At 61.1% G+C, this 25095-nt stretch carries 23 protein-coding genes; all 23 read right to left on the reverse strand.

Features of this window, described 5'->3' with window-relative positions; translation table 11 throughout:
* Positions 1–24 precede the first annotated feature (24 nt).
* The gene (gene miaA, locus A6M21_RS10590; RefSeq protein WP_242868825.1) at positions 25–984 is read right to left on the reverse strand and encodes a tRNA (adenosine(37)-N6)-dimethylallyltransferase MiaA; all 960 of its coding nucleotides are present in this window, start codon (positions 982–984) and stop codon (positions 25–27) included.
* On the reverse strand, positions 981–1784 hold the full coding sequence (locus tag A6M21_RS10595) for a class I SAM-dependent methyltransferase (protein WP_066668577.1): 804 nt from the start codon (positions 1782–1784) through the stop codon (positions 981–983). Before A6M21_RS10595 ends, miaA begins: the two co-directional genes overlap by 4 nt.
* Before the next feature lie 42 nt (positions 1785–1826).
* Positions 1827–3749, reverse strand: a complete 1923-nt coding sequence (mutL, locus tag A6M21_RS10600) for a DNA mismatch repair endonuclease MutL (RefSeq protein ID WP_078060575.1) — start codon at positions 3747–3749, stop codon at positions 1827–1829.
* Positions 3716–5092: a histone deacetylase family protein gene (locus tag A6M21_RS10605; protein WP_242868826.1), complete on the reverse strand. Its 1377-nt coding sequence runs from the start codon at positions 5090–5092 to the stop codon at positions 3716–3718. The genes mutL and A6M21_RS10605 overlap by 34 nt, the downstream gene beginning before the upstream one ends.
* Positions 5082–6770 (reverse strand): hydantoinase/oxoprolinase family protein, encoded by a 1689-nt coding sequence (locus A6M21_RS10610; RefSeq protein ID WP_066668582.1) that lies wholly within the window; start codon positions 6768–6770, stop codon positions 5082–5084. Before A6M21_RS10610 ends, A6M21_RS10605 begins: the two co-directional genes overlap by 11 nt.
* A gap of 30 nt (positions 6771–6800) precedes the next feature.
* Positions 6801–9434 carry a DNA mismatch repair protein MutS gene (gene mutS, locus A6M21_RS10615; RefSeq protein WP_066668690.1) on the reverse strand — a complete coding sequence of 878 codons (2634 nt, stop codon included), beginning with the start codon at positions 9432–9434 and terminating at the stop codon, positions 6801–6803.
* A 100-nt stretch (positions 9435–9534) separates the two neighbouring features.
* Positions 9535–9915, reverse strand: a complete 381-nt coding sequence (locus A6M21_RS10620) for a YlbF/YmcA family competence regulator (RefSeq protein ID WP_066668584.1) — start codon at positions 9913–9915, stop codon at positions 9535–9537.
* A gap of 110 nt (positions 9916–10025) precedes the next feature.
* Positions 10026–11363, reverse strand: coding sequence for a tRNA (N6-isopentenyl adenosine(37)-C2)-methylthiotransferase MiaB (gene miaB / locus A6M21_RS10625; protein WP_066668586.1), 1338 nt, complete (start codon positions 11361–11363; stop codon positions 10026–10028).
* Between the two features lie 68 nt (positions 11364–11431).
* Positions 11432–11842 carry a chemotaxis protein CheW gene (locus A6M21_RS10630; RefSeq protein ID WP_066668588.1) on the reverse strand — a complete coding sequence of 137 codons (411 nt, stop codon included), beginning with the start codon at positions 11840–11842 and terminating at the stop codon, positions 11432–11434.
* Between the two features lie 102 nt (positions 11843–11944).
* Positions 11945–12064, reverse strand: a complete 120-nt coding sequence (locus A6M21_RS10635; RefSeq protein ID WP_066668589.1) for an RCKP-type rubredoxin-like domain-containing protein — start codon at positions 12062–12064, stop codon at positions 11945–11947.
* Positions 12065–12067: 3 nt separating this feature from the next.
* Positions 12068–12754: a ribulose-phosphate 3-epimerase gene (gene rpe, locus A6M21_RS10640; RefSeq protein WP_066668590.1), complete on the reverse strand. Its 687-nt coding sequence runs from the start codon at positions 12752–12754 to the stop codon at positions 12068–12070.
* A gap of 2 nt (positions 12755–12756) precedes the next feature.
* Positions 12757–13629: a ribosome small subunit-dependent GTPase A gene (gene rsgA, locus A6M21_RS10645; RefSeq protein ID WP_066668591.1), complete on the reverse strand. Its 873-nt coding sequence runs from the start codon at positions 13627–13629 to the stop codon at positions 12757–12759.
* A 19-nt stretch (positions 13630–13648) separates the two neighbouring features.
* Entirely contained in the window at positions 13649–15514 is a 1866-nt protein-coding gene (gene pknB, locus A6M21_RS10650) for a Stk1 family PASTA domain-containing Ser/Thr kinase (RefSeq protein WP_066668592.1), read from the reverse strand.
* Positions 15515–15558: 44 nt separating this feature from the next.
* Positions 15559–17010 (reverse strand): peptidoglycan D,D-transpeptidase FtsI family protein, encoded by a 1452-nt coding sequence (locus tag A6M21_RS10655; protein ID WP_066668594.1) that lies wholly within the window; start codon positions 17008–17010, stop codon positions 15559–15561.
* Positions 17000–18313, reverse strand: a complete 1314-nt coding sequence (locus A6M21_RS10660; protein ID WP_078060581.1) for an FtsW/RodA/SpoVE family cell cycle protein — start codon at positions 18311–18313, stop codon at positions 17000–17002. Before A6M21_RS10660 ends, A6M21_RS10655 begins: the two co-directional genes overlap by 11 nt.
* A 14-nt stretch (positions 18314–18327) precedes the next feature.
* Positions 18328–19044, reverse strand: a complete 717-nt coding sequence (locus tag A6M21_RS10665) for a Stp1/IreP family PP2C-type Ser/Thr phosphatase (RefSeq protein WP_066668596.1) — start codon at positions 19042–19044, stop codon at positions 18328–18330.
* Entirely contained in the window at positions 19022–19534 is a 513-nt protein-coding gene (locus A6M21_RS10670) for an FHA domain-containing protein (RefSeq protein ID WP_066668600.1), read from the reverse strand. The genes A6M21_RS10665 and A6M21_RS10670 overlap by 23 nt, the downstream gene beginning before the upstream one ends.
* On the reverse strand, positions 19534–20331 hold the full coding sequence (locus tag A6M21_RS10675) for an FHA domain-containing protein (RefSeq protein WP_066668605.1): 798 nt from the start codon (positions 20329–20331) through the stop codon (positions 19534–19536). Before A6M21_RS10675 ends, A6M21_RS10670 begins: the two co-directional genes overlap by 1 nt.
* A gap of 9 nt (positions 20332–20340) precedes the next feature.
* A complete protein-coding gene (gene rlmN, locus A6M21_RS10680; RefSeq protein WP_151191899.1) occupies positions 20341–21381 on the reverse strand; it encodes a dual-specificity RNA methyltransferase RlmN in 1041 nt (346 codons plus the stop codon).
* 45 nt (positions 21382–21426) lie between these two features.
* Positions 21427–22794, reverse strand: coding sequence for a 16S rRNA (cytosine(967)-C(5))-methyltransferase RsmB (gene rsmB, locus A6M21_RS10685; RefSeq protein WP_345788097.1), 1368 nt, complete (start codon positions 22792–22794; stop codon positions 21427–21429).
* Positions 22791–23573, reverse strand: coding sequence for a DUF116 domain-containing protein (locus A6M21_RS10690; protein ID WP_151191900.1), 783 nt, complete (start codon positions 23571–23573; stop codon positions 22791–22793). The genes rsmB and A6M21_RS10690 overlap by 4 nt, the downstream gene beginning before the upstream one ends.
* Complete coding sequence (gene fmt / locus A6M21_RS10695) at positions 23573–24520, reverse strand: methionyl-tRNA formyltransferase (protein ID WP_066668611.1); 948 nt, start codon at positions 24518–24520, stop codon at positions 23573–23575. Before fmt ends, A6M21_RS10690 begins: the two co-directional genes overlap by 1 nt.
* A 97-nt stretch (positions 24521–24617) precedes the next feature.
* Entirely contained in the window at positions 24618–25085 is a 468-nt protein-coding gene (gene def, locus A6M21_RS10700; protein WP_066668612.1) for a peptide deformylase, read from the reverse strand.
* Positions 25086–25095: the final 10 nt, after the last annotated feature.

Consider the following 25095-nt stretch of genomic DNA (forward strand, 5'->3'; position numbering starts at 1 on the left):
CCCCATATGGAAATTTTTTTCTACTCACTTCTTCGACGCACCCGGCCATACTCCTGCCAGCCGTTGATTAATTTCTTGGGCCATTGCCGCCGGGCCGGAGTATGCTTCCACATCCAGCCAGGTGATCCGCTTATCCGCCCGGAACCAGGTGTATTGCCTTTTGGCAAAACGCCTGGTGTTTTTTTTCAACAGCTCCACCGCCTCTTCCCGGGAACACTCCCCGCGCAGAAAGGCGGCTATTTCTTTGTAACCCAGCCCCTGCATGGCCGGAAGCTGCGGACCGTAGCCGCGGTTTAACAGGCCCTTCACTTCCTCGATCAGGCCGGCACCGAGCATTTCTTCCACCCGGGCCTCAACGCGCCGGTAAAGGGCCGCCCGTTCCATCGCCAGACCGAACATCACCGGACGGTAATCATTTTTTCCTTCGTTCCGGTCACGAAAAGCAGACATGCTCCGGCCGGTCAGATGATGTACTTCCAGTGCCCGGATCACCCGTTTCAAATTGTTCGGATGGATCCGGACCGCCGCTCCGGCATCCACCGCCGCCAGCAGGCGGTGCACCGCGGACGGCCCCTCCCGGACGGCCAACTCCTGCATTTGCCGCCTGAACGCGGGATCAACGCCGGCCGGAGTGAAGGTGAAATGATCAATAACGGCACGGATGTATAATCCAGTGCCGCCCGCCAGTAATGGCAGCTTGCCCCGCCGGTGAATGTCTTCAATACAGTCCCGGGCCTGCCGCTGGTAAAGGGCCACATTATAATCCTGATCCGGATCAACCACATCGATCAGATGATGCGGGATGCCGCGCCGTTCGGCCATGGAAGGCTTGGCCGTGCCGATGTCCATGCCCCGGTAGACCAGCATGGAATCGGCGGAAACCACTTCCCCGTTCAACTGCCCGGCCAAAGCCACCGCCAGGGCGGTTTTGCCCGTAGCCGTGGGACCGGCGATGACCAGCAGGGGGATGGATATTTCCGTCACCGGCATCCCCCCCCTGTTTCAATCACCCCGTAAGCCACCGGCGAGTAGCGGCCCCCTTCAATCCGGTCCACCCCCAGACGGGCAAACTCGGCGCTGCCCCGGCGTTCTTTGATGACCACCCGCCGCCGGGCCACCCGCCGGGCCAGTTCGACCGCCCGCAAACTCAAGGGGGCGGGATCGGCCAGCAGGCGCAGCGGTTCAATGGCGGCGGAACGGCGGCGCGGCCGGCGGAACATGGGATCAAAATAAACCAGGTCAAAACTGTTTGCCGGCAATCCGGTCAGACAGGACCGGTGATCACAGGTGAGCACCTCCACCCGGCGCATGGCCGGCAGCAGGCCCGGCACGTGCTCCACGCCGTAATGGGCAAGGCCGTACGCCACCAGCGCCGCCAGCAGCGGCGAAGCTTCCAGACCGGTCACCCGGCCGTCCGCACCGCTGACAAAAGAAGCCACAACCGCGTCTGTGCCCAAACCCAAAGTGCAATCCAAAATGGCGTCTCCTGGCAGCAGTTCCATGGCCTTAATCATTTGGTCAGTTTTCCCGGCCAGCAAACCCTTTATACGCAAAACGGCCAGGCTGGGATGAAAAAATACCTCTTCCCCGGCGCTGATATATGCCACCCGCCGGTATGATACAACCAGGGCGCCGGACGCACCGTACCGGCCGGTGAGCTCCTCCAGGGAGCGGTTTTCCCGGGGCACCACCGGCAGGTTCAACAAACGGCCGAAATAACCGGCCAGTTCGGCCTGCTCCGGACCGGACCGCAGCGCCGTGGTGACAATGCATTGAACAGTCACAAATTTCCTCCGTAATTGAAGAATATCCGTTATTACGTAGCGTCAGATGCGCTTGAAGCGGTGGGCCAGCTCGTGCCCGGAAATCAGTACCACCGTCGGCCGTCCGTGCGGGCAGGTAAAGGGGGTTTCCGTCCGGGCCAGTTGCTCCAGCAGGGAGAGCATGGCCTCAACAGATAACCGGGCGCCGGATTTCACCGCCGCCCGGCAGGCCGCTTCCGCGGCCAGGTGATGCAGCAGGTCACGGCGGGATGGCGATCGTCCAGGGACGGCCAGAGCGGCCAGCACATCCCGGAAATAGGACTCCGGATCGGGAAATTCCACCGGTAGCCCGCGCACCAAAACTGCGCCGCCGCTCAAGTGCTCCAGTACAAACCCGAGCGCATCAAACAGCTCCTTATGCCCGGCCAACAGTTCCTCCTCGCGCAGGCTCAACTGCAGCAGCACCGGTTCCACCAGCATCTGAGCGGCTGTCCCCCGTGTTTCCATAGTGTTCATCATCTGCTCATAAAACACCCGTTCATGGGCGGCATGCTGATCGATCACATAAAGGCCGTTTTCTCCGGCGGCCAGGATATAGGTGGGCGGCAGCTGGCCCAGCACCTGCAAAACAGGAAAATCGCGCCCGGGGGCCGTATTTGCGGCAGTCTCCCCGCCGGCCCCCGCGAACCCGGCCGGCGGGGCATCTCCGGCCGAAAAAAAGGCCGCCGGTTCGGCCAGGGAAAGACGCAGCTGTTTCGCCTCCAGGCGGGCGGCCGGGATGATTACTGCCAAATCCCGTCCATCCGCCGGCGCCTCCGCAGTCCTTTTCATTTCCACCGGCGCCCGGTTGCCGGCTGCCGGCGGCATTTCCAGCGCCGCCGGCGCATCCGGCGACTTTTGCCGGTTGCTGTCCGCCGGGCATGACTTTTCCCCAGCTCCTGCCAGCGTGCCGGGGATGACCAGACCGGTCTGCAATGACTCCCGCACCGCCCGGGTGATCAGGGCGGCCAATTCCCGTTCCCGGAAAAGCCTGATCTCCAATTTAGCCGGATGCACATTGACGTCCACCAGTGACGGGTCCAGGGATATATACAGCACGGCCACCGGAAAACGGCCGGCGGGCAACAGGGTGTGGTAGGCCTCCTGAACCGCCGCGGCAGCCAGCGGGCTGTGTACGTAACGGCCGTTGATAAAAACAGTAATCTGGCGGCGGGAACTGCGATGCAGGGAGGGCAGTCCGGCAAAACCCTCAACCTGCGCCAGTTCCGTCCGCCGCTCGAACGGCACCATCTCCCGGACGAGTGAAATCCCCAGCACAACCGCCAGGGCATCCTTTATCCGGCCGTTACCCGGCGTGCGAAAGACTTCCCTTCCGTTGTGGGTAAAAACGATGCTTACATCCGGTCTGGCCATCGCCAGATAGCCGGCGGCATCACCGGCCAGCCCCCCCTCGGTACCCGGTGATTTCATATATTTGCGCCGGGCCGGGGTGTTGTAAAACAACCTGCTGACCGTAATGCCGGTGCCCGGGGCCAGGGCCGCCGGACCGCAGGCTGTTTCCCGCCCCCCCTGCAATTCCAGGCGGATACCCTCCACCCGGCCGGCCGGACGGGTTTTTAAAAGCACGTGGCTGACCGCGGCGATGCTGGCCAGGGCTTCCCCCCGGAAACCAAAGGTCCGCACCCGTTCCAGGTCGGCGGCCGAGTGGATTTTGCTGGTGGCGTAACGCTGAAAGGCCAGACGGGCATCCTCTTCCTCCATACCGCAGCCGTTGTCGGTAACGGTTATCTTCTCCAGGCCGCCGCCGGCAATCTCCACCGTGATCACGCCCGCCCCGGCGTCCAGGGCGTTTTCCATCAACTCCTTGACCACGGAAGCCGGTCTCTCCACTACCTCCCCGGCCGCAATCTGATTGGCCGTCAATTCGTCCAGCAAAACAATCCGGGACAAGCCTACTCCCCTGCCTTTGGCCCTTCTGACACCCATTCCTGTCCTTTCTCCCGTTCAAAGGCCAGACAGGTGTCGGTGGATTTATCCTGCATATAAACGTAAGCAAAATGGGACATTTTTTCTTTAGCCTGCTCATAGGCCTCATAAGCCTCGCCCTGGCAGGCGGCACAGGCGCTGAACGGCACGGAAACGCAAAATACACGCAACGGCCGGCCGTAACCACGGTCGGCCCGGGAATCAATGGTGATATATCCCGGGCAGGACGGGCAGAGACGCACTTTTTCCTGCTGTTCTTCTTCGATATAATCAGTGTCGTAATAAATTTGCTTGCGCCGTTGATAGAAGGTACCGGCACCGAAGATTTTTTCCAAATCCACCTGATCCCTGGTTTCCCAGACAGATAACAACTGTTCCACCATCCGTTGCACTCTGGCCACCCGTTCGGGGCTGTCCTGAAATTGGGACGGCCAGTTTTCCGGCTCGCGTACATAGGAGTAGTCCTGTCCGGCCAGGGCGAGCAAGATGGCCAGATTAACATAGGGCAGCGCCGTTTCAATGGCGTAGCCGCCTTCCAGTACGGCCAGATGGGGATTCAGCTTGCGGGTGAACTCGGCGTAGCCCCGGGCGGTAAAACGCATACTGCCCAGGGGGTCTGTGAAATGGTTGTCCTGCCCAGCCGAGTTGATGATGAATTCCGGCTGAAAATCCTTGACCACGGGTAAGACCAGATTATCAACCACGTAGTGGAAGGTCTCGTCCCCCAACCCCGGCGGCAGCGGGATGTTCAGCGTACGGGCATAAGCCCCCGGGCCGCCCAATTCGGTGGTGAAGCCGGTGCCCGGGTAAATAGTGCGCCCGTCCTGGTGAAAGGAAATAAACAGCACGTCCGGATCGTGATAAAAGATGTCCTGCGTGCCGTCTCCGTGATGCACGTCCGAATCCACAATCGCCACCCGGCGGATGCCGTGACGGCGGCGCAGGTACTCGACCAGAATGGCCTCATTGTTGATGTTGCAAAACCCGCGGTTGCCGTGCACCACCCGCATGGCATGGTGCCCCGGCGGCCGGACCAGGGCGAAGCCGTTTTTGATTTCACCGTTGAAAATACTGTCCCCCAAAAGAGTAGCTGAACCGGCGGCAATCAAATGCGCCTCGGTGACCTGGCTCTGCACCCGCGGTACACAAAAGTGCACCCGGGCGATGTCATGGGTGGTGACCAACCGGGGAGCGTACTCGATAATCGAGGGAAGATCAAGCACTCCTTCTTCAAAAATTTGATCCCTGGTATACAGCAAACGCTCTTCCCGTTCCGGGTGGGTGGGGGAGATGGCCCAGTCGAAGGCAGGGAAAAAGATCAGTCCGGTGCGTTTATTCCTCAAAGCCGGTTCCTCCCCTGTTGACATAATGCAAAATACCCCTTTCGGTCTGCACGGTAATATCGATTAAACGCCCCACGGTCACCCAATCCCGCACCATATTGAAAACGTCCCGCCGGGTCACCTCCACCCGGCCCAGATCACCGTCCAGACCGTAACGGGCGGCACGTTTGGCCAGCCAGTTCTTGGCCAGCTCGAGCGCCTTGTCTTCCCCGAAGGGGTGCTCCTCCAGCCGTGCTTGATAACCTTCCTCCTGAATACTGTAAACTCCCTGTTCGGTATCGGCATGCAAAGTGACCTGCAGGGTGGGCCGGGCCACCGCCGCTCCGATCGCGTTGGCCACCGGCGCATAGGGCGGGATCACCGGATCACAGCCCAGCCGAGCGGCAATCTGGGAAACAAAACCGGCCGCCCCGCCACCCACGCCGACCACCGTCTGCGGCCGCACTTTCTTCTTCTGCAATACCTCCCATACCCGGTAGGCCGGCTCCTGTTCCCAGCGGAAAAACATACCCTCTATTTCCCGGGCGATGGTTTCCACTACCAGGCTGGTGACCCGGCCGGCCACCTCGCCGGCCGGCAGTCCCAGCGGCGCCCCGATGGTGTCCATGGCTTCGCGTGCTTTTTCCACATCCCCCAGCCTGGTCAAACCGAGCACCCGCAGGGCGTCGGTGGGTGTGGGCAGCGGACCGCCCAGGCAATAGGGCAGGCCAAGCCGTTCGGAATAGACAATGATTTCCTTGCCCACCCGTTCAACCACGCTGTCACCGCCCACAGGCACGGATTTTACCGCCAGGGCGCGCACATGGGTGGGCATGTCGTCCACCGTGGCTCCCCGGGAGGCCAGCAGCGGCTGCCCGGACAGGATCAGGGCCAGATCGGTGGTGGTGCCGCCGATATCCACCACTACCGAGGTTTCGCCGGGCGGGGTCAACGCCTGCACACCCAATGTGCTGGCCGCCGGGCCGCTGAAAATGGTTTCCACCGGCACTTCCAGCGAACTTTCCAGGGGCAGGGTGCCGCCATCGGCTTTCAGGATGAACACATTACCCCCGATTCCCCGCTGCTGCAAGGCTTGCTGCACCGAACGGACAAAGAATTCATATTTTTCCCGGGTGGCACAGGTGAGATAGGTGGTGACCACCCGGCGGGGGAAGTTGAGCTGACCGGCCACCCGGTGTCCCAGTTCCTGGTGCATGTTCGGGTAGTTCCAGCGCATCCTGGCCTCCACTTCTTTTTCGTGACGGTTGTTGCGGGAAGAAAATTTGCCTACCACCGCTATCTTGTGGTAACCTTTGCCGGCCAGCGCATGGGCGGCATCGTCAACCTGACGCAGGTTGAGTGGAATTACTTCCCGGCCCCGGTAATCAATCGCCCCGTTGATAATATATACATCGGTCGGGTAACGGTAACGCTGATGGCTCAAGCCGGGGCCGGGCATCAAAATCATGCCCACCGGATCATATTTCTTTCCGGCAATCAAGTTGGTAATCATGGTGGTGCTGAACACCACCCGCTCCACGGTTTCTGCCGACACTCCCCGCAGGATCATGTCCAGTGCCTCCAGGAGAGTGGCCAGCAAATCATCCCGGGTAGGCACCTTGGCCGAAGCCCGGACCAGCCCCTGCTCCAGCAACACCGCATCGGTACAGGTCCCGCCCACATCCACACCAATGTACACACGCGCACCTCCTGCCTATGAGCCGCCGGCTCAAAAATCCGCCCGGCATTCCCGGACGGCGTTTTCATCCCCCCGGGTCAACATTTCATGCCAGCGCACAATGAAATTTAGCGCCTCCAGTGGTGTAATATCCAGCGCGTTCAATGAGGCCAGTTCTGTCAGCACCGCCCCGGCCGTCACCGGCACATCCCGGACGCCGCCATCCCGGGCGGCGTCCGGTGTTTCCAGGACCACGGCCGTATTTTCCGCACTCTCGCGCCGGCATTCCAGCGCCAACAAAATTTCCCGCGCCCGTTCCACTATTCCCGCCGGCAGGCCGGCCAACCGGGCCACCTGGATGCCGTAGCTGCGGTCTGCCCGGCCGGGCAGCACCCGGCGTAAAAAAACCACTTCCTCACCCTGCTCCTGTACCTTCACAGTATAATTTCTGACCCCCGGCAAACAATCCAGATCAGTCAGTTCATGATAATGCGTGGAAAACAGCGTCTTGGCCCCGACCCGGCAGACCAGGTATTCCACCAGTGCCCGGGCAATGCTGATCCCGTCATAGGTGCTGGTGCCCCTTCCCACTTCGTCCATAATCACCAGACTGCGCCTGGTGGCTGAACTGACAATTGTCTGGCACTCGCTCATTTCCACCATAAAGGTGCTCTGCCCCGCCGCCAGGTCGTCGCTGGCCCCCACCCGGGTGAAAATGCGATCCACCACCCCGATTTGCGCCTGTGCCGCCGGGATGAAGCTGCCGGCTTGTGCCATCAGCACCAGCAAGGCCACCTGACGCATATATGTGCTCTTGCCGGCCATGTTTGGTCCGGTCAAAATAATCAGGCGCTCCCGGTCATCCAGGCGCACATCGTTGGGTACGAACTCCCCCCGGGCCAACACCTGTTCAATTACCGGATGGCGCCCCTCCCGGACAACCAGGCGATCGCAATCGTCCACCTGCGGGCGGACGTAATTTCCCTTCACCGCCGCCTCGGCCAGGGAATAAAGGGCATCGACGCAAGCCACCGCACCGGCTGTACGCTGGATGCGCCGCACCTGGCCGGCGACCTGTTCCCTGATTTCCGTAAACAGGCGGTACTCCAACTGCACCAGCCGGTCCTCGGCGCCTAAAATTGTTTCTTCAAGCTTTTTCAGTTCGGGGGTGATAAACCTTTCCACGTTGGCCAGGGTTTGCTTGCGGATGTAATCAGCGGGCACCAGTTCCAGGTTGGCGCGGGTGACCTCCAGGTAGTAGCCGAAGACCTTGTTAAATCCCACTTTCAAGGAACGGATGCCGGTACGCTCCTTTTCCGCCGCCTCCAACCCGGCCAGCCACTTTTTGCCGTCGCGGCTGGCCATCCGCAAACTGTCCACTTCAGAGTGATAACCGTCCCGGATCAGTCCGCCCTCACGCACGGAAACAGGCGGGTCCTCGTTCAAGGCGGTTTGCAACAGGCGGTACAGGTCCGTCATTTCGTCCATTTCGTCGCACATTCTTTTGAACAGGGCGGCACGTCCGCCGGCCAGCAGGCTTTTGATGGCCGGCAGGGCGGCCAGGGATCCTTTCAAGGCCAGTAGATCCCGGGCGTTGGCCGTACCGTAAACCACCCTGGCCGCCAGACGCTCCATATCATGCACACCGTTTAAAGCCCGGCGCAGGGCGTCACGCAAAAAAACATCGCCGGCCAGTTCCGCCACCGCGTCCAGGCGCTCGTTGATCTCCGCCGCCACCAGCAGGGGGCGTTCAATCCAGGTCTTTAACAGGCGCCCGCCCATAGCGGTTAGCGTATGGTCCAACACCCAGAGCAAAGTGCCCCAGCGTGAACCGTCCCGCAATGATGCGGTCAGCTCCAGGTTGCGCCGGGCGGCGGTATCCAGCATCATATATTGGCCGGCGCTGTATACCTGAATCCGGCCGAACTGCCGCAAATCATTTTTTTGTGTCCGGTTCAGGTAGGCCAGCAGTCCGCCGGCCGCCCGGACAGCCAGGGGACGGTTGTGCAGTCCGAAACGCTGCGCCCAGGCCGGACCGAAATGTTTATCCAGCATCCGCCCGGCGCCGTCGGGCAAAAAAACGGCCGCGTCACAAGTGGTAATCGCCGTTCTTAAACGGCTTTGCACCGCCGCCGCCAGCTTGTCACCATTATTTCCACCGGCCAGCAACACCTCGGCCGGTTCCAGGCGGGCCACCTCATCCAGTAGCATGGCGGCAGCCTTTTCACCCGTCAACTGGGTGGCCAAAAGCAAGCCGGTGGTTACATCGGCCGCTGCCAGGCCGAATTCCTTGTCCGCCCCGGCCACGGCCAGCAGGAAATTATGCCGCTTGTCCTCCAGACCCTCCAGTACGGTACCCGGAGTAACCACCCGGGTCACCTCCCGCCGGACTATGCCCCGGCCGGAACCCGCTTCTTCAATCTGGTCACATACCGCCACCTTGAAGCCCTTGGCGGTTAAACGGGAAATATATGTACCGGCGGCATGATAAGGTACGCCGCACATGGGCACCCGGCCGGCCTCGCCGGCCTCGCGACCGGTGAGGGTAATCTCCAGTTCCCTGGACGCCGTCAGGGCATCGTCGAAAAACATTTCATAAAAGTCGCCTAAACGAAAGAAAAGGATGGCGTCCTGATAATTCTGTTTAATCTGCAAATATTGTTTCATCATGGGGGTGAAAGCCACACCAATCCCTCCCGGCTTCATTATATCATAAAGCGCCGTCCGGCAAAAGAAAAACCCCGGTGACAAGCCGGGGTAATCTTCAAACCGTTCAATATGACATTTAAACATGACAGCCGCTGCAACTGCTGCAGCATTCGTCCGAGCAGCCTTCCTGCCGGCCGGAGATTGCTTCGCTGATAATATTGTTGATTTGCTCCAGCATGCCTTCGAAGTCCTGCTGAGCACGAAAGAAATCGACAATCAGGGGGTGTTCCATCATCCGCCGTTCCATTTCCTCGGCATCCTTTTTTTGACTCTCGGTCAGCTGATGCCCCTGGGATTGAATCATTTGAAAGGCTTTTTGCTTATCCTGAAACTCCTGGATGATTTCCTGCGCCCGGGAATCCCCGAGCATGGCCTCCTGAGCGTCGCGCATGGCGGCCAGTTCCGGGGAGCGGGCAATTTCATCCCCCAGCAGCCTGGCCTGTTCAATTACAGACACGTGCTATTCACCTCCCGTCATCACCAAGTTAATCATGTCGAATAAGTTTTACTAACGCCGTTCCGGCCCGAAAACACCGGAACAAGGCCGGTATAACCTCCGACAAGCTTTTATTCACCGCCACCGGCCGGAACGCCTTCCAGGTGGGTCAGGGTGGCCCCGGTAATCTTGACCGGCACCAACCGGCCCGCCGGTACCGGAGGACCCGGGAAAAAGGTCAGCCGGTTGGTTCTGGTGCGTCCGCTGAGCAGCCGTGGATTGGTTTTACTTGTTCCCTCCACCAGAATTTCCTCCACCGCTCCAATCCGCTCCCGGTTCAGAGCCAGGGAAATCTCATTCTGGCGGGCAATCAATCGCTGAATCCGGTCCCGCTTCACATCCTCCGGAACCTGCCCGGGCATGTCCGCGGCCGGCGTACCCGGACGCCGGTTGTAAATAAAGGTAAAGGCTGCGGCAAAACGCACCCGTTCCACCAAATCCATGGTTTGGGCAAAATCTTCCTCCGTTTCGCCGGGAAAGCCGGCCATAATATCCGTGCTCAGGGCGGCACCGGGCAGCGCCCGGCGGATCCGGTCCACCAATGCCAGGTAATAGGCGCGGTCGTAACCCCGGTGCATCATTTTCAACACCCGGTCGCTGCCCGCCTGCACCGGCAGGTGGATATGCTCGCAAACCAATGAACAGCCGGCTATTGTTTCAACCAACCGGTCGCTGAAATCCCGCGGATGGGAAGTCATAAAACGGATGCGGGCCAGCCCGGGCACTTCGTTTACCGCCGCCAGCAGACCAGCGAAGCTTGCCTCCCCGGGCAGATCCTTGCCGTAGGAATTTACATTTTGCCCGAGCAGGGTCACTTCCCGGTATCCCTGCTCCACCAGTCGCCGGATTTCATTCAGGATATCCTCCGCACGCCGGCTGCGTTCACGCCCCCGCACATAAGGCACAATACAATAAGTACAAAAATTATTACAGCCGTAGCTGATATTCACCCAGGCGCGCACCCCGGGCGTGCGGCGCACCGGCAGATCCTCCCTGACCGCGCCCGCCTGCGGCCAGATTTCCGCCACCGTCCGCCCGGCTTCCCCGGCCTGCGCCAGCAATTCCGGCAGGCGGTGCAGGTTGTGGGTGCCGAATATCAAATCCACGGCTGGAAACCGTTGTCTGATCTGTCCGGCCATGCCTTTCTGCTGGATCATACAACCGGCGATGCCAATCAGCATGCCGGGGCGGGCGGCCTTCAACCGGCAAAGCCGTCCCAAAAGGCCGAAAACCTTGTTTTCCGCTGTTTCCCGCACACAGCAGGTATTGACCAGAATTACGCCGGCCTCTTCAGGCGCGGACGCTTCCCGGTAACCCATGGCTTCCAGCATACCGGCCATGACCTCGGAATCATGGTCGTTCATCTGACAGCCGAAGCTGATTACCGCGTATGTTTGCGGCACGCTCATGGCAATACTCCTCCGCCGCTTATTATAACTTATTCCACCCGGGGAGGCAAATGGCCGGGACGCCGGATTTAAAGCACCCGGTCCGTGTTGAGCAACAGCCACAGGCGGTCGTTTTTCTTCACCACACCCCGCAGAAAGTCCGCTCCCTCGCCGGCCACCGCCGGTGATTCCATTTCATCCTCGTGATAACGGCCCACTTCCAGCACATTGTCCACAATCAAGCCTACTTTTTGTCCTTCCCTTTCCACCACGATGATCCGGGTGGCTTCGTTATAGCCGGCGACAGGCAAATCCATGCGCCGATTCAAATTGAGCACCGGCACAATGCTCCCCCGCAGGTTGATAATCCCTTCCACATACGGTTTGGTGTTCGGCACCCGGGTAATGCCGGTCATGCGGATAATCTCCTGAATCTCCTGGATGGGCAGGGCGTACTGTTGATCGTTCAACTGAAAAACCACCAGTTGTTCTTCCGGCACCTTGTATTCCCCTTCCTGATGCCCCGCCTTAAAGGCAGGGCAATGATGGCAAAGGTTTTGACACGGCCGGATGAAAATCCTTCCGGTTTTCTTCGCAACCGGTTATTTTTTCGTTTCTTCCTTGACCAGCTTGTCCTTCGGCGCTCCGCACGCCTTGCACTTGCCCGGCTTGCAACGGGATTCCACCACATTGCCGCATTCGGCGCATTTATAAACGGCCACCGCCTACACCTCCTTCTCCGGGTGATTACCCGTCATATTCCCCGCCGCCGCCCGGATTTCACGGATCGCGCGGGCCGGATCGCCATGGTTGAATACAGCCGAACCGGCCACCAGCACCCCGGCCCCGGCGGCGGCCACCAGCGGGGCGGTATCAGTCCCGATCCCCCCGTCCACCTCGATTTCCGCCGCCGCGCCGGCCCGGGCCAGCATCTCCCGCAGGCGTTCAATTTTGGGCACAACGCCGGATATAAAAACCTGCCCCCCGAACCCCGGATTTACAGTCATCACCAGCACCAGGTCCACCAGCGGCAAAACATATTTCAACGCTTCCTCCGGAGTGGCCGGGTTCAAAGCCACTCCGGCCCTGACCCCCCGTTCCCGGATCCGCGCCAGGGTGCGGTGCAGGTGCCGGCAGGCCTCCACATGCACCGTCACCAAATCGGCGCCGGCCTGAATAAAATCATCGATGTAGTTCTCCGGCCGTTCAATCATCAGATGCACATCAAAAACCAGTTTGCTTTCCGGTCGCAATGCGGCCACCACCGGCGGCCCGATGGTAATATTGGGCACAAAATGCCCATCCATCACATCAATATGCAGGTAATCGGCGCCGGCCTGTTCCACCCGCCGCACATCCGCGGCCAGGCGGGCAAAATCAGCCGACAGGATTGAAGGGGCAAGCTTGACCACGATCAGTATCTCCTCTCCTGGATGAGCACTTCCTGTAGTAAAATCTGGTAATTTTCATAACGCCAGGGGGCGATTTCCCCGGCCGCCACCGCTTCTTTCACCGCGCAGCCGGGCTCGCTCACATGCAGGCATCCGGTAAACCGGCACGCGGCCTGACGCCAGGCTATTTCAGGATAAAAACCGGCCAGTTCCTCCCGGGTCAGCTCCGGCAGGTACAGGCTGGAAAAACCGGGTGTGTCGGCCACCAGACCGCCCCCGGGCAGGGGCAGCAGTTCCACATGCCGGGTGGTGTGCTTTCCGCGGCCCAGTTTGCGGCTGATGGCGCCTGTTTTTAACGACCAGCCGGGGTTAAGCGCGTTCAAAAGGCTGCTTTTGCCCACCCCGGATGGACCGGCCAGCACAGAAATACCGGTTTGCAACTGTGCCTGCAACTCCCCGATGCCGTCACCGGTGACGGCGCTGGTGCAAAGCACCGTGTAGCCGGCCAGGCGGTAACCGGCAATCTGCTCCGCCGCCTCTCCCGGTCCGAGATCCATTTTGTTGAAACAGAGCAGCGGCAAAACACCGGCGGCTGCCGCCTGAATTAAAAAACGGTCGATCAGCAGGGGGTTGGGTGCCGGATCCCGGCCGGCGCCGGTGATCACGGCACGCTCCACATTGGCCACCGGCGGACGCACCAGCGCCGTCCGCCGGGGCAGTACCTGCTCGATTACACCGGCATTTTCCGGCCGCAAGGTGAATGACACCCGGTCGCCCACCAGCACCGGCTGTTTTTCCCGGCGCAATCGGCCGCGCAGGACGCATTCCCGCTGCTGTCCGTTTTCCCACACATAAAAGAACCCGCCATAGGCCTTGACGATTATCCCTTCAGGCATGCCCGGCACCTCGTGCTCATTAAGACACCGTTTGTTCTTTGATCATATTGTTGTCGAGAAACACCTTGATCGTTCCCCGGCCGTAATACTGCACCTTGTACACCACCACATCCCCGGGTGCCTGTGTGCTGTTGTAGACGTCCCGGGTACCCTGGCTGTCGGTGACGGATATTCTGACCTGGTGTTTTTTCCCGTCATTGGGCACATCCACTTCCACACTGGCTGCGTGCTTAATTGGCCCCGGTCCCCTGCTTATGGTCACCTGCACGGCCGTACCCGGGACAACCGCGGTGTTGGCCGCCGGGTTCTGGCTGATCACCTGGCCGCGCGGGTAGTCCGTACTGTCCGCCTGCTGCACATTGGGGTCCAGTTTCAAACCGGCGCCGGCAAGCGCTGTGCCGGCCTGATCCAGTGTCATGCCGGCCAGGGAGGGTACCTGTATTTGCTGCGGCTTACTCCCCTGGGACACATAGACAGTGACCGGCGTTCCAGGCGGCACCTGTTTGCCGGGCGCCGGGTCCTGCTGATAAATATATCCCTGGTCCACCTGGTCGCTGTACCCCTGCCGCACCGGATCGGCCAACTGCAGTCCCTTGTCCGCCAGTCGTGCACGTGCATCCTGCGGTGACAACTGGTACAGGTTGGGCACTTCCTTCAGCTCCTGACCGCTGCTCACCGTCAGTGTGATCGTGCGCGGCGGCTTGACCTTCGGGCTGTCCGGGCCGATGTCCTGGGCGATGACACGGCCCGCCTCCACCTTGTCGCTGGGTTCCTGGCGCACCACCGTATTCAGCCCCAACGCGGCCAGTTTGTTGACGGCATCGGCTTCAGGCTGGCCGATCACACTGGGCACCTGTATCTCCGGTACATTGAAATAGTTATGCCACCACAAGCCGGCGCCGGTGAAAAGACCGAGCAGCACCGCAGCCAGAATCACCCGGCCCAAATAACGTGGCAGCTGCCTGCGGGAGGGCCGGTGGCCGTTTTTTGTTTCGTTTTTGACCGGGGGTGTCAATACCCGGGTGGCCATATCGTCCATGGGAATAAACCGGGTGGTCTCACCGGTGTCTTCCATCAGGGCGTCTTCCAGCGCCCGGGACATTTCCCGCGCACTGGCGAAACGGCGGTCCGGGTTCTTCTGCATCGCCCGCATCACCGCCGCCGACAGGGCGGGGGGAACGGCCGGGTTGACCTGGTCCGGCGGCTGCGGCTCTTCCTGAATATGCTTGATGGCCACGGCAATCGGACTGTCACCGGCAAAAGGCACCCTGCCGGTAAGCATCTCATAAAGCACCACACCCAGGGCATACAGGTCGGACTTGGGTCCGGCCACTTCACCCCGCGCCTGTTCCGGCGAGAGGTAATGCACCGTGCCGACGATGGTGTCGGTCTGGGTGCAGGTGGCGGCCGTGGCTTCCCGGGCGATACCGAAATCAGTCAGCTTGGCCCGGCCGGTTTTGGTGATCAATATGTTATGCGGTTTCACATCGCGGTGCACAATATTGTTTTCGTGGGCGTGCTCCAGGGCGTCACAGACCTGCCGGGCGATCTCCCCCGCCCGCGCCGGCTCCAGCTTGCCCTCGCGCCGGATGATTGATTTCAAATCCTCGCCGTCGATGTATTCCATGACCAGATACTGCAGCCCGGCTTCCTGCCCCACGTCATAAATACTGACAATGTTCGGGTGGGACAGACTGGCCACCGCCTGGGCCTCCCGCCTGAAGCGGCGGGTAAAATCCTGATCGGAGGAAAACTCCGGACGCAGCGTCTTGATCGTCACCAGGCGGTTGAGAAAGGCGTCCCGGCCTTTGTAAACAATGGCCATGCCGCCGCCGCCCAGTTGTTCCAGGATTTCATAACGGTTGCCCAACAACTTGCCAATCAAATCCGGTCACCTCGTCCAGGTAGAAATTGCTTGCCCCTTTCAGCTTAAATACCCGGCACTGTCAACGCCGCCCGCATGATTTCCCGGGCTACCGGCGCGGCCGCCTCCCCACCGTAGCCGGCATTTTCCAGCACCACAGCCACGGCCACCCGGGGGGAACCGGCCGGTGCAAAGCCGGTGAACCAGGCATGGGGCGCACCGGCCGGATTTTCCGCCGTGCCGGTCTTGCCGGCCACGGTCACGCCGGGGATGGCGGCCGCCCGGCCGGTACCGCTGTTGACCACCGCCACCATGTCAGCGGTCATCTCGCGTGCCGCCTCCGGTGTGGTGGCCGTTAGCCAGGGCTGCGGCTTGTCGCGCAGCATCACTGCGCCGCCCGGCGCCCGCACCTCCGCCAGCAGGTGCGGGCGCATGATTACGCCCCGGTTGGCAATGGCAGCGGCAATCAGTGCCATCTGCAGGGGATTGACCAGCACATGCCCCTGCCCGATGGCGCTTGAGGCCAGCTGCGGCCGGCTCATCTGGGCGGCCGGGGTCAGACTGCCCGGCCGGTAGGCGATTTCCGGAATGCTGCCGGGACCGCTGTCCCACGGATTTTTGGTCAGGCCGAAGTCCACCGCGGTCTGGTAAAATTTTTCCTTTCCCAGGTCCAACCCCAGCGTGGCGAAGTAAGTGTTGCAGGAAACCGTCAGCGCCTGACGAAAGTTGACCACCCCGTGCACCGCATTATCCTTCAAATAAAAACCGTTTACGGTCAGGCCGCCCCGGCAGTCGATCACCTTTTGCGCCACGGCCGGGTTGGCGGCCAGCGCCCCGCTGCCGGTGACCAGTTTGAACACCGAACCGGGCGGATAAGCACCCTGGGCCGCCCGGTCCAGCAGGGGGGCGGCACTGTTGCTTTGCAACTGATCGTAAACGGTAACCGGTTTGCCGTTTTTCTCCCCGGTCACCTGATCAATATTGTTCGGGTCAAAGCTGGGACTGCTGGCCAGTGCCAGAATGTCCCCCGTCCGCGGATCCAGGGCGGCCACCGCCCCTTTCCGGCCGGCCAGCAACTGCATGGCCAGGTGCTGCAGCCGGGCATCCAGGGTGACCACCACATTATCGCCCGCCTGCTGGCGGCCCAGCAACCGGTCCAGCAGCGCCTTCACCTTGTCTTCATCGGTCATGCCCAAAAGATAGCGGTCATAGGCCGATTCGAGACCGGTCCGGCCGTAGCGCGGTGAAACGAATCCCACCACCTGGGCGGCATCCGCCCCCTGGGGGTAGATGCGCCGGAGGGTGTTGTTTTCGCGCTTGTTTTCGGCCAGGGGCACACCCTCCCGGTCATAAATAACGCCCCGGACTATTTTGGCCTCATAGGCGGCCAGGCGGCGGTTGTGCGGGTCGGCGGCCAGCGCCGGCCCCTGCAGAACGTTGATATAGCCCAGGTAAAACGACAACAGGATAAAACAGCTCAATAAAAGATAGGCCAGCCGGCGGATGTTAGTTTGCATGATACTCCCCTGCTTCGTGGGAAATAACTAATAACAAACCCAGAATGATAAAGTTGGCCACCAGCGAACTGCCGCCGTAACTGACAAAGGGGAGCGTCACCCCGGTCAGGGGCAGCAACTTGGTCACCCCGCCGATGATGATGAAGGCCTGCAGGCCCATCAGGGCGGTCAAACCGGCCGCCAGTAGGGCGGCAAAATCATTCCGGGCGGACAGGGCGATACGGAATCCCCGGTAAACAAAAAACATATACAAAACAATCACTGCCATACCGCCCAGCAAACCCGTTTCCTCCGTAATGGCGGCAAATATGAAATCGGTGTGCACTGCCGGAATATACCCGGGATGACCGGCGCCCAAACCGGCCCCGGTCATCCCGCCGGCGGCCAGGGCAAAAAGGGACTGCACCACCTGGTAGCCTGACGTTTCTACATAGCGCCAGGGATTGAGCCAGACCTCCACCCGCTGGCGCACGTGCCCGAACAACTGGAAACTGCCGGCCGCACCGGCCAGAAACAAAGCCAGCCCGAAAAAAACGTAGGCCACCCGGGCGGTGCTGATATAAACCATGGCCAGAAAAGTGCCGAAATAGATTAAAGCGGTGCCCAGATCTTTTTGGAAGATCAGCAGCAAAAGAGAAATACCCCACATGCCCAAAAGCGGTCCCCATTCCTGCGGACCGGGCAAGCCGATGCCCAGTACACTGCGCGTGCCCTCGCTCAAAACCAGCCTGTTTTCGGATAGGAAGGAGGCCAGAAAAAGGACGAGCAATATTTTCACAAACTCCGAAGGCTGGACCTGAAAACCGCCCAGGTTCAACCAACTCCGCGCCCCGCCCTGCTCCACGCCGAAAAAGATGGGCAGCAGCAGGGCCACCGCTCCGGCCAGGGCGTAAATATATTTATAATCGGCGAGCACCCGGTAATTGTGTAACAAAAAAGTGATCAGCAGCAGGACCACCAGTCCGGCCAGCAGCCAGACAAACTGGCGCCAGGCGTAAAAAGGGTTGATGCGGTAAAGAAAAACCAGGCTGGTCGCTGAAAATACAGCCACCAGGGGGAGCAGGAAAGGATCACCCCGGAACCCGGCCACCTGCCAGATCAGGCTTACGGTTATAAAAGCGACCGTACCGAGTACGGCGCCGGCCGGCGCCATCAGTCCGGACGCCGGATGCATCAGATACAGTACTGTCGCGCCGGCCAGCATGTACAACCCGACCACTGCGAGCAGCAAAAGCTCGCAGCGGCGGGGCTGACCGGCGGCTATTGCGGAATCATTGCCCCGGGCACCAATGAGCGATTTCATCCATTCCCGCATCTTCAGTCCACCGCCAGCAAGATAATGGTGATATTGTCCGTCCCGCCCCGGTCCAGGGCGGCCTGCACCAGGTCTTTTACCGCCTGCTCCGGGCCGTCCGCCCGGTAAGCCAGGAAGGCGATCTCCTCCGCCCGCAAATGTCCGGTCAGACCGTCGGTACATAATAAAATCATATCTTCTGCTGCCAGAGTGACTTCCAGGCAATCTACATCCACCTGGTTCCCGGTGCCCAGCGCGCGGGTAAGTACATTGCGGCGGGGGTGTTCACGCGCCTGTTCGGCCGTCAATCCGCCGCTTTTGACCAGTTCCTGGACCAGGGAATGATCCTCGGTCAACTGGCTGATCCGGCCCTGCCTTAAAAGATAGCCCCGGCTGTCGCCGACATGGGCCATGAACAGCCGGTCATCCCGGATTAAAGCGGCGCTCAGGGTCGTACCCATACCCCGGCACCCGGCCTCGCTCAAGGACAGCCGGTAAACCGCCCGGTTGGCCTCCTGCACGCCCCGGGCCAGCAATGCGCCGTCACCACCGGAAGTGTTCCGGTTAAGGCGCAGGTAACGTTCCAGTTCTTCCAAAGCCGTTTTACTGGCCACTTCCCCGGCCCGGTGACCGCCCATGCCGTCCGCCACCGCAAACAGCCCCAGATCCGGGCAGATACACAGGCTGTCCTCGTTGGTCCGGCGCACATAACCGGTTTCAGTCGCATGACTCCATTTCATAAGCCCACCTCACAAACTGAAAGGTAACCCCACCGATCCGCACCCGGTCTCCATCGGCCAGTACGGTGGGCCGCTCCAGGCGCACTTCGTTCAAATAAGTCCCGTTCAAACTGCCCAGATCCTCCAGCCAGTACTGTCCTTCACGGCTGAATATATGGGCGTGCTCCAGGGAAGCAAAAGGATCCGCAATGACCAGGTCGTTTTTGGTTCCCCGGCCCAGGGAGGTGTTCTCACCCAGGGGAAAATTCATACCCGCCTGCAGTCCGGGATCCGGGCTGGCCAGCACCACCAGCCGGCTGCCGCCGGAACCGGCGGACGGTTGCTGTTGCCGGCCGGACGGCACCGGGGCCGGTACCTGTCTGCCGGCATCCGCGGAAAGAACGGCTTCCTCGCGCAAACCCAGATACATCAGGCGCACCAGCAGGAAGAGAAAAAGGTAGAGTAAAAACAAAAAAAGGTAACGCAAAACAGCCAGCAATACGCCCAGCATCATGGCACCTCGAAAACGCACAGGGTGGTGCCGATTTTGATGGTATCACCCGGCGCCAAAACTTTGCTGTTCACCCGCACGCCATTGACATAAACGCCGTTGGTGCTGCCCAAATCGGTAATCACATATTCCCCCTGCCGGAAACTGATCTGGGCGTGGCGTCTGGACACACTCGTGTCGGCCAGCACCAGATCGCAGGTATCCCGCCGCCCGATCACCAGGGGGCGGTTCTCCAAAGTAAAAACCCTGCCCTGCTGCGGGCCGGCGGTAATCTCCAGCCGGGCCGCCGGCTTTTCCGGCACCGCCGGGACCGGTGCGGTATTGCGGGCGGGATAAAAACGCAGTGTATCTTCAAATGTTTCTTCCGCGGCGGCGCCGTCCTCATCCGCCTCTTTTGCTGGCCCCGCCGCGGCGGTGGTTCCGGGCGCAGCCGAGCCAAACGCCCCGGTCACCCGCAGCTGCCCCCCTTCCAGGGCCGGGTCGGCTTCCAGAGTTACCCGGGGCGGCGCCACCAGGGTGAAATTTTTTTCCGCGGCCTTTTGCACCAGGTAGTCTTCCAGCTCCCGGGCCAGCATGGGGGCAATGGACGACACCGCCCCGTAGTCTTCGGGATGCAGGAAAACTATGTACTCGTTGGGCACATAAACCCGGCTGATGCTGACCCGTTTGCGATCACGCATTTCCCGGGCCAGCCTTTTGGCCATTTCCAGGGGCTGCACCCGGCCTTTGAATTTATCCCGGAAAAAACCTTCAATGTATTTCTCCAAACTTCCTTCCAGGCCGGAAAAGAGTCCCATTGTTTCACCTCAATCCTTCATCATGCCGGCGGACCGCCGCCGCAACTGCCCGCAGGCGGCATCAATGTCGGCGCCCAGTTCGCGCCGCACTGTGGCATTGACCCCCTGCTCCCGCAGGATGCCCAGAAATTGACGCACCCGCTCCGGCGCACTGCGTTTAAAGCCGCGCCCGGCCACCGGATTAAACGGGATCAGGTTCACATGGCAGGGCAACCCGCGCAAAAGCCGGGCCAACTGGCACGCCTGGCCGGGCGCGTCATTGACGCCGGACAGCAGGGCGTACTCAAAGGTAATCCGGCGCCCGGTCAGAGCAGCATACTCCCGACAGGCCGGCAGCAGCTCCCCCAGCGGGTAGCGCCGGTTGACCGGCACCAGCCGGTCGCGCAGGCTGTCCGCCGGCGCATGCAGTGAAACAGCCAGGGTGATGGCCAGCCGGCGGCGGGCCAGTTCCCTGATCCGGGGTACCAGGCCGCAGGTGGACAGTGTGATATGCCGGTAACTGATATTCAAACCGTAAGAGGAGGTGATGTTTTCCAGAAAGCGCATTACCGGGTCGAAATTATCCAGCGGTTCACCGGAACCCATCAGCACCACATGACTTATTCTTTGCCCGCTGTCCCGTCCGATGGCCAGTACCTGGCCGTAAATTTCACCGGCCGAAAGCGGACGCACCAGGCCGCCCAGGGTGGAGGCACAAAAGCGGCAGCCCATACGACAACCCACCTGGGTGGAAACACAAGCCGACCGGCCGTAGGAATGGCGCATCAATACGCTTTCCACCGCCTGGCCGTCGGACAGCCCGAAAAGATACTTTACCGTGTCTTTGCGGCGGGAAACCTGCTTTTTGACCATACTCAGCCCGCCGATTACGGCTGTCTCCTGCAAGCGCTCACGCAACGCCAGGGGCAGGTCGGTCATTTCCGCCCAGGAAACGGCGCCCCTCTGAAAAAGCCAGCGGGCCAGTTGCCCGGCCCGGAAAGGGGGTTCCCCCAGTCCGGCCATAAATTCCGTCAACAGGGTCAGATTCATATCCATAAGCAGAGACTTCATTTTCCCGACTCCCGACGCTAACATTATACCACATGTTTTTACCGTTCAATCCATTTTCCGGTGCAGGCGGGCGATAAAAAAGCCGTCCGTATCATGCAGGTGGGGCAAAAGCTGTATGTAACCCTGTTTGAACGTCCCCTGCCGGTCCAGGCCGGACGGCAGCCAGGCCGTCAGATCCGCCGCCGCGAAATCCGGATGGGCGGCCAAAAAGGCGGCCACCTGTTCCTGGTTTTCGGCCCGGGAGATCGTGCAGGTGCTGTAAACCAGCACGCCGCCCGGTTTTACGCATCGCGCCGCGGCCGCCAGCATTTCCTTTTGCAGCAGGGCCAGGGTTTTAATCTCATCCTCCGTGCGGCGCCAGCGGATGTCGGGACGGCGGCGCAGCACGCCCAGGCCGGAGCAGGGAGCGTCCAGCAACACATAACCGGCCCGGCGGGCGAAACGCTCCCCCAGTTGCCGGGCGTCGGCCTCCAGTGTGCGCACGCAGGTTACGCCCAACCGGCGGCAGTTATCCGCAATCAGCTTCAGCTTGTGCCGGTGCAAATCGCAGGCGACAATCTCGCCCCGGTTCCCCATCAACTGGGCCAGATGGGTGGTCTTCCCGCCCGGCGCGGCGGCCAAATCAAGCACCAGCGCTCCGGGCACGGGGGAGAGGGCGCGCCCGGCCAGCATGGAAGCCTCGTCCTGCGCCTGAAACAACCCCTGCTCAAACGGGGGAAAATCGTGCAGGGAGGGAAAACCACCGGTAATAAGACCCTCCGGGGCATAACGGGTGTACTCCACCGTCAGTCCGGCCTGCTTCAACTTGACTGCCAGCTCTTCCCGGCTTGTTTTCAATGAATTTACCCGGATGGTGTTCGGTGCCGGCGTATTATCGGCCCGGCACAGCTCCCGGGTCTGTGCCGGGCCGAGTTCGGCCAGCCACCGGTGCACCAGCCAGCGCGGATGGGAATGAACCACTGTCAGGTGCGCCACCGGATCTTCTTCCCAGGCGGGAAAGGGGATTTCCTTCAGTCCCCGGGCCAGGCTGCGCAGCACGCCGTTGACGAAGCCGGCCGTACCCGGCCGTCCGTGCCGGCGGGCCAACCGGGCGGACTCATTGCACGCCGCCGGCGCCGGCACCCGGTCCATGAACATGAGCTGGTAGGCGCCCAGGCGCAAAATAATACGTACCGGCGGGGTTTGACCGGCCAGGGTGCGGCCGCGCAAAAAGTGCTCCAACGCCCAGTCCAAAGTATTGCGGGAGCGTAACACACCGTACACCAGTTGCGTGGCAAAGGCCCGGTCCAACCGGCCCGGATGAAAACGTTCCAACGCCCGGTCCAGGGCGATATTGACGTAGGCGTTCTTTTCCTCCACCGCCAAAAGGACCTGCCAGGCCAATTCCCTGGCGTCAATTCCGGCCAGCGTCAATCACTCCCCCGCAGGAATTCTCCAATCGCCGCCTCCACCTTTCCCAGATCGACCCGTGTATTCAAACAGGGTCCGCAAGGACGCTCATTGGTCACGCCCAGGACGGGAATGGGGCTGGCATCAAGAATGCCGCTGGTCAAATCCCGTTCGCAGGCGATGGCCACGATTGCAAGCGGCCGGTATTCCCGTACATATTTACGCGCCAGCGTCCCACCGGTGGCCATGCCGATGTGGATACCGTATTTCTCCCGCAGGTCAAGCAACCGGGTCACGTCACAACGGCCGCAACGGCGGCAGTTGTTGATATCGGTGGTGATTTTGTGCGGGCACTCGCTGCGCTGCAAGCAATGCGGCGCCAGCAGCAGCAGTTCCTCCGGCCGGGCTTTCAGGCGCCTGGCCCGGACCAACTGGTTGTTTACTTCAACAAAGGATCTTTTGATCCGGTCCGCGTCGATATGCATCACACAACCAAGCAGCAAGGCCAGCGGGAAAAACAAATGGACCACCACGCGCATCGGTCCCTGTAATGGAGCCGGAGTGCGCGCAACCAGCAGGGCATAGACGATACCGGCCAGTCCGCAGGCGGAAAACAACAGCGCCGCCGCCAGCAGGCCGATCATGACCAGCAGCAGCAACTGGTAAAGCAGCGGACGCCCCGGGTAAAAAAACAGATACCAGGCGGCCGCCGCCGCCAGTACCGCTGCCATCACGCTGAAGGCCAGCAGGCCCAGAAACAGGCGCTTGTGAACCTGGAACTGCTTCAGGCCGGCGGCATTCATCAACACTCACCACCCAGCACCGTGCCCGCGGACAGGGGACGGCCGCGCAGAAAAACAGACGCCGGCAGGCGCCGGCCGCCCTGCGCCTGTAGTTCCAGGATTTCCAGACAACCCTGTCCGGTCAGAACCAAAAGCTCCTCTCTGTTGGCGGTCAACACCTGTCCGGCCACGGCGTCCGCCACTGCGGAAGCCGCATCCCGCGGGAGCGCCCGCCAAATTTTGATCAGCCGCCCATCAAGACAGGTACGCGCCCCGGGCCGGGGATCCAGGCCGCGCACCTGGTCGGCTATGGCCCGGGCCGGCCGCTGCCAGTCGATTATTTCATCCTGCCGGGTCAGCGGCGGCGCATAGGTAGCCTGTGCATCGTCCTGGGGGCGGGGCGTGATCTTTCCCGCCGCCCAGCGGGGGAGGGTTTCCAGCAGCAATTCCGCCCCCAGACCGGCCAACCGGTCTTGCACCAGCCCGGTGGTATCCGTCCCGGTCACCGGTACGGCCTTTTGCAAAAGCACCGCGCCGGTGTCCAGACCTTCATTCATCAACATAATGCTGACCCCCGTCTCCCGCTCCCCGTTCATCACCGCGCGGTGAACGGGCGCCGCGCCGCGGTAGCGGGGCAAAAGGGAGGCATGGATGTTCAAACAGCCCAGGCGCGGCAGGTTCAAAACGGCCGGAGACAAAATCTGCCCGTAGGCCGCCACCACCACCACATCCGGTTCCAGGCGGGCCAGTTGGGCCAAAAAGGATGCCTCTTTTATCCGCTCCGGCTGCAGCACGGTCAGCCCGTGCTCCCGGGCCGCCTGTTTGACCGGTCCGGGCAGCAGTTTCTTACCCCGCCCGCGTGGCCGGTCCGGCTGCGTGACCACCGCCACCACCCGGTAACCGGCCCGGATCAGGGATTGCAGTGCCGGCACGGCAAAATCCGGGGTGCCCATGAAAACCACACGCATCATAACCGCCTCATGATTCATTTATTGCCATTTCCGTACAGATCAAGCCGCACAAAAGATAGCGCTTTCTCCCGGCCGCCGCCCGTTCCGGGGCGTCTTAACGGCGGCCCGGCTTCAGCTTGCGCACATTGACGGCCTTGTCAATAAACAAAATGCCATCCAGGTGATCAATTTCATGCTGAAACGCCCGGGCTTTGTATCCGGTGGCTTCATATGAAACTTCCCGGCCCTGGCGGTTCAGCCCCTTCACCTTTACCCAGGCGGCCCGGGTCACATCGCCGATTAAATCGGGAAAACTCAGGCAGCCCTCCACATCCGTCTCCTCTCCTTCAGACAGTACTATTTCCGGATTGATCAGCTCCACCAGGCCGTCTCCGGCATCCACGACCACCACCCGCTTGGCCACTCCCACCTGGGGAGCGGCCAGACCGACTCCTTTGGCGTCGTACATAGTCTCACGCATATTATCCAGGAGCTTGGTGATGTTGGCGTTAATCCTGGTCACCGGCCGGCATTTTTCCCTTAAGACGTCGTCCCCGTAAAGCACAACTTTATAAATGGCCATGGGGCCACCC

It is taken from the genome of Desulfotomaculum copahuensis, assembly GCF_001655685.1.
Taxonomy (GTDB): domain Bacteria; phylum Bacillota; class Desulfotomaculia; order Desulfotomaculales; family Desulfovirgulaceae; genus Desulfotomaculum_G; species Desulfotomaculum_G copahuensis.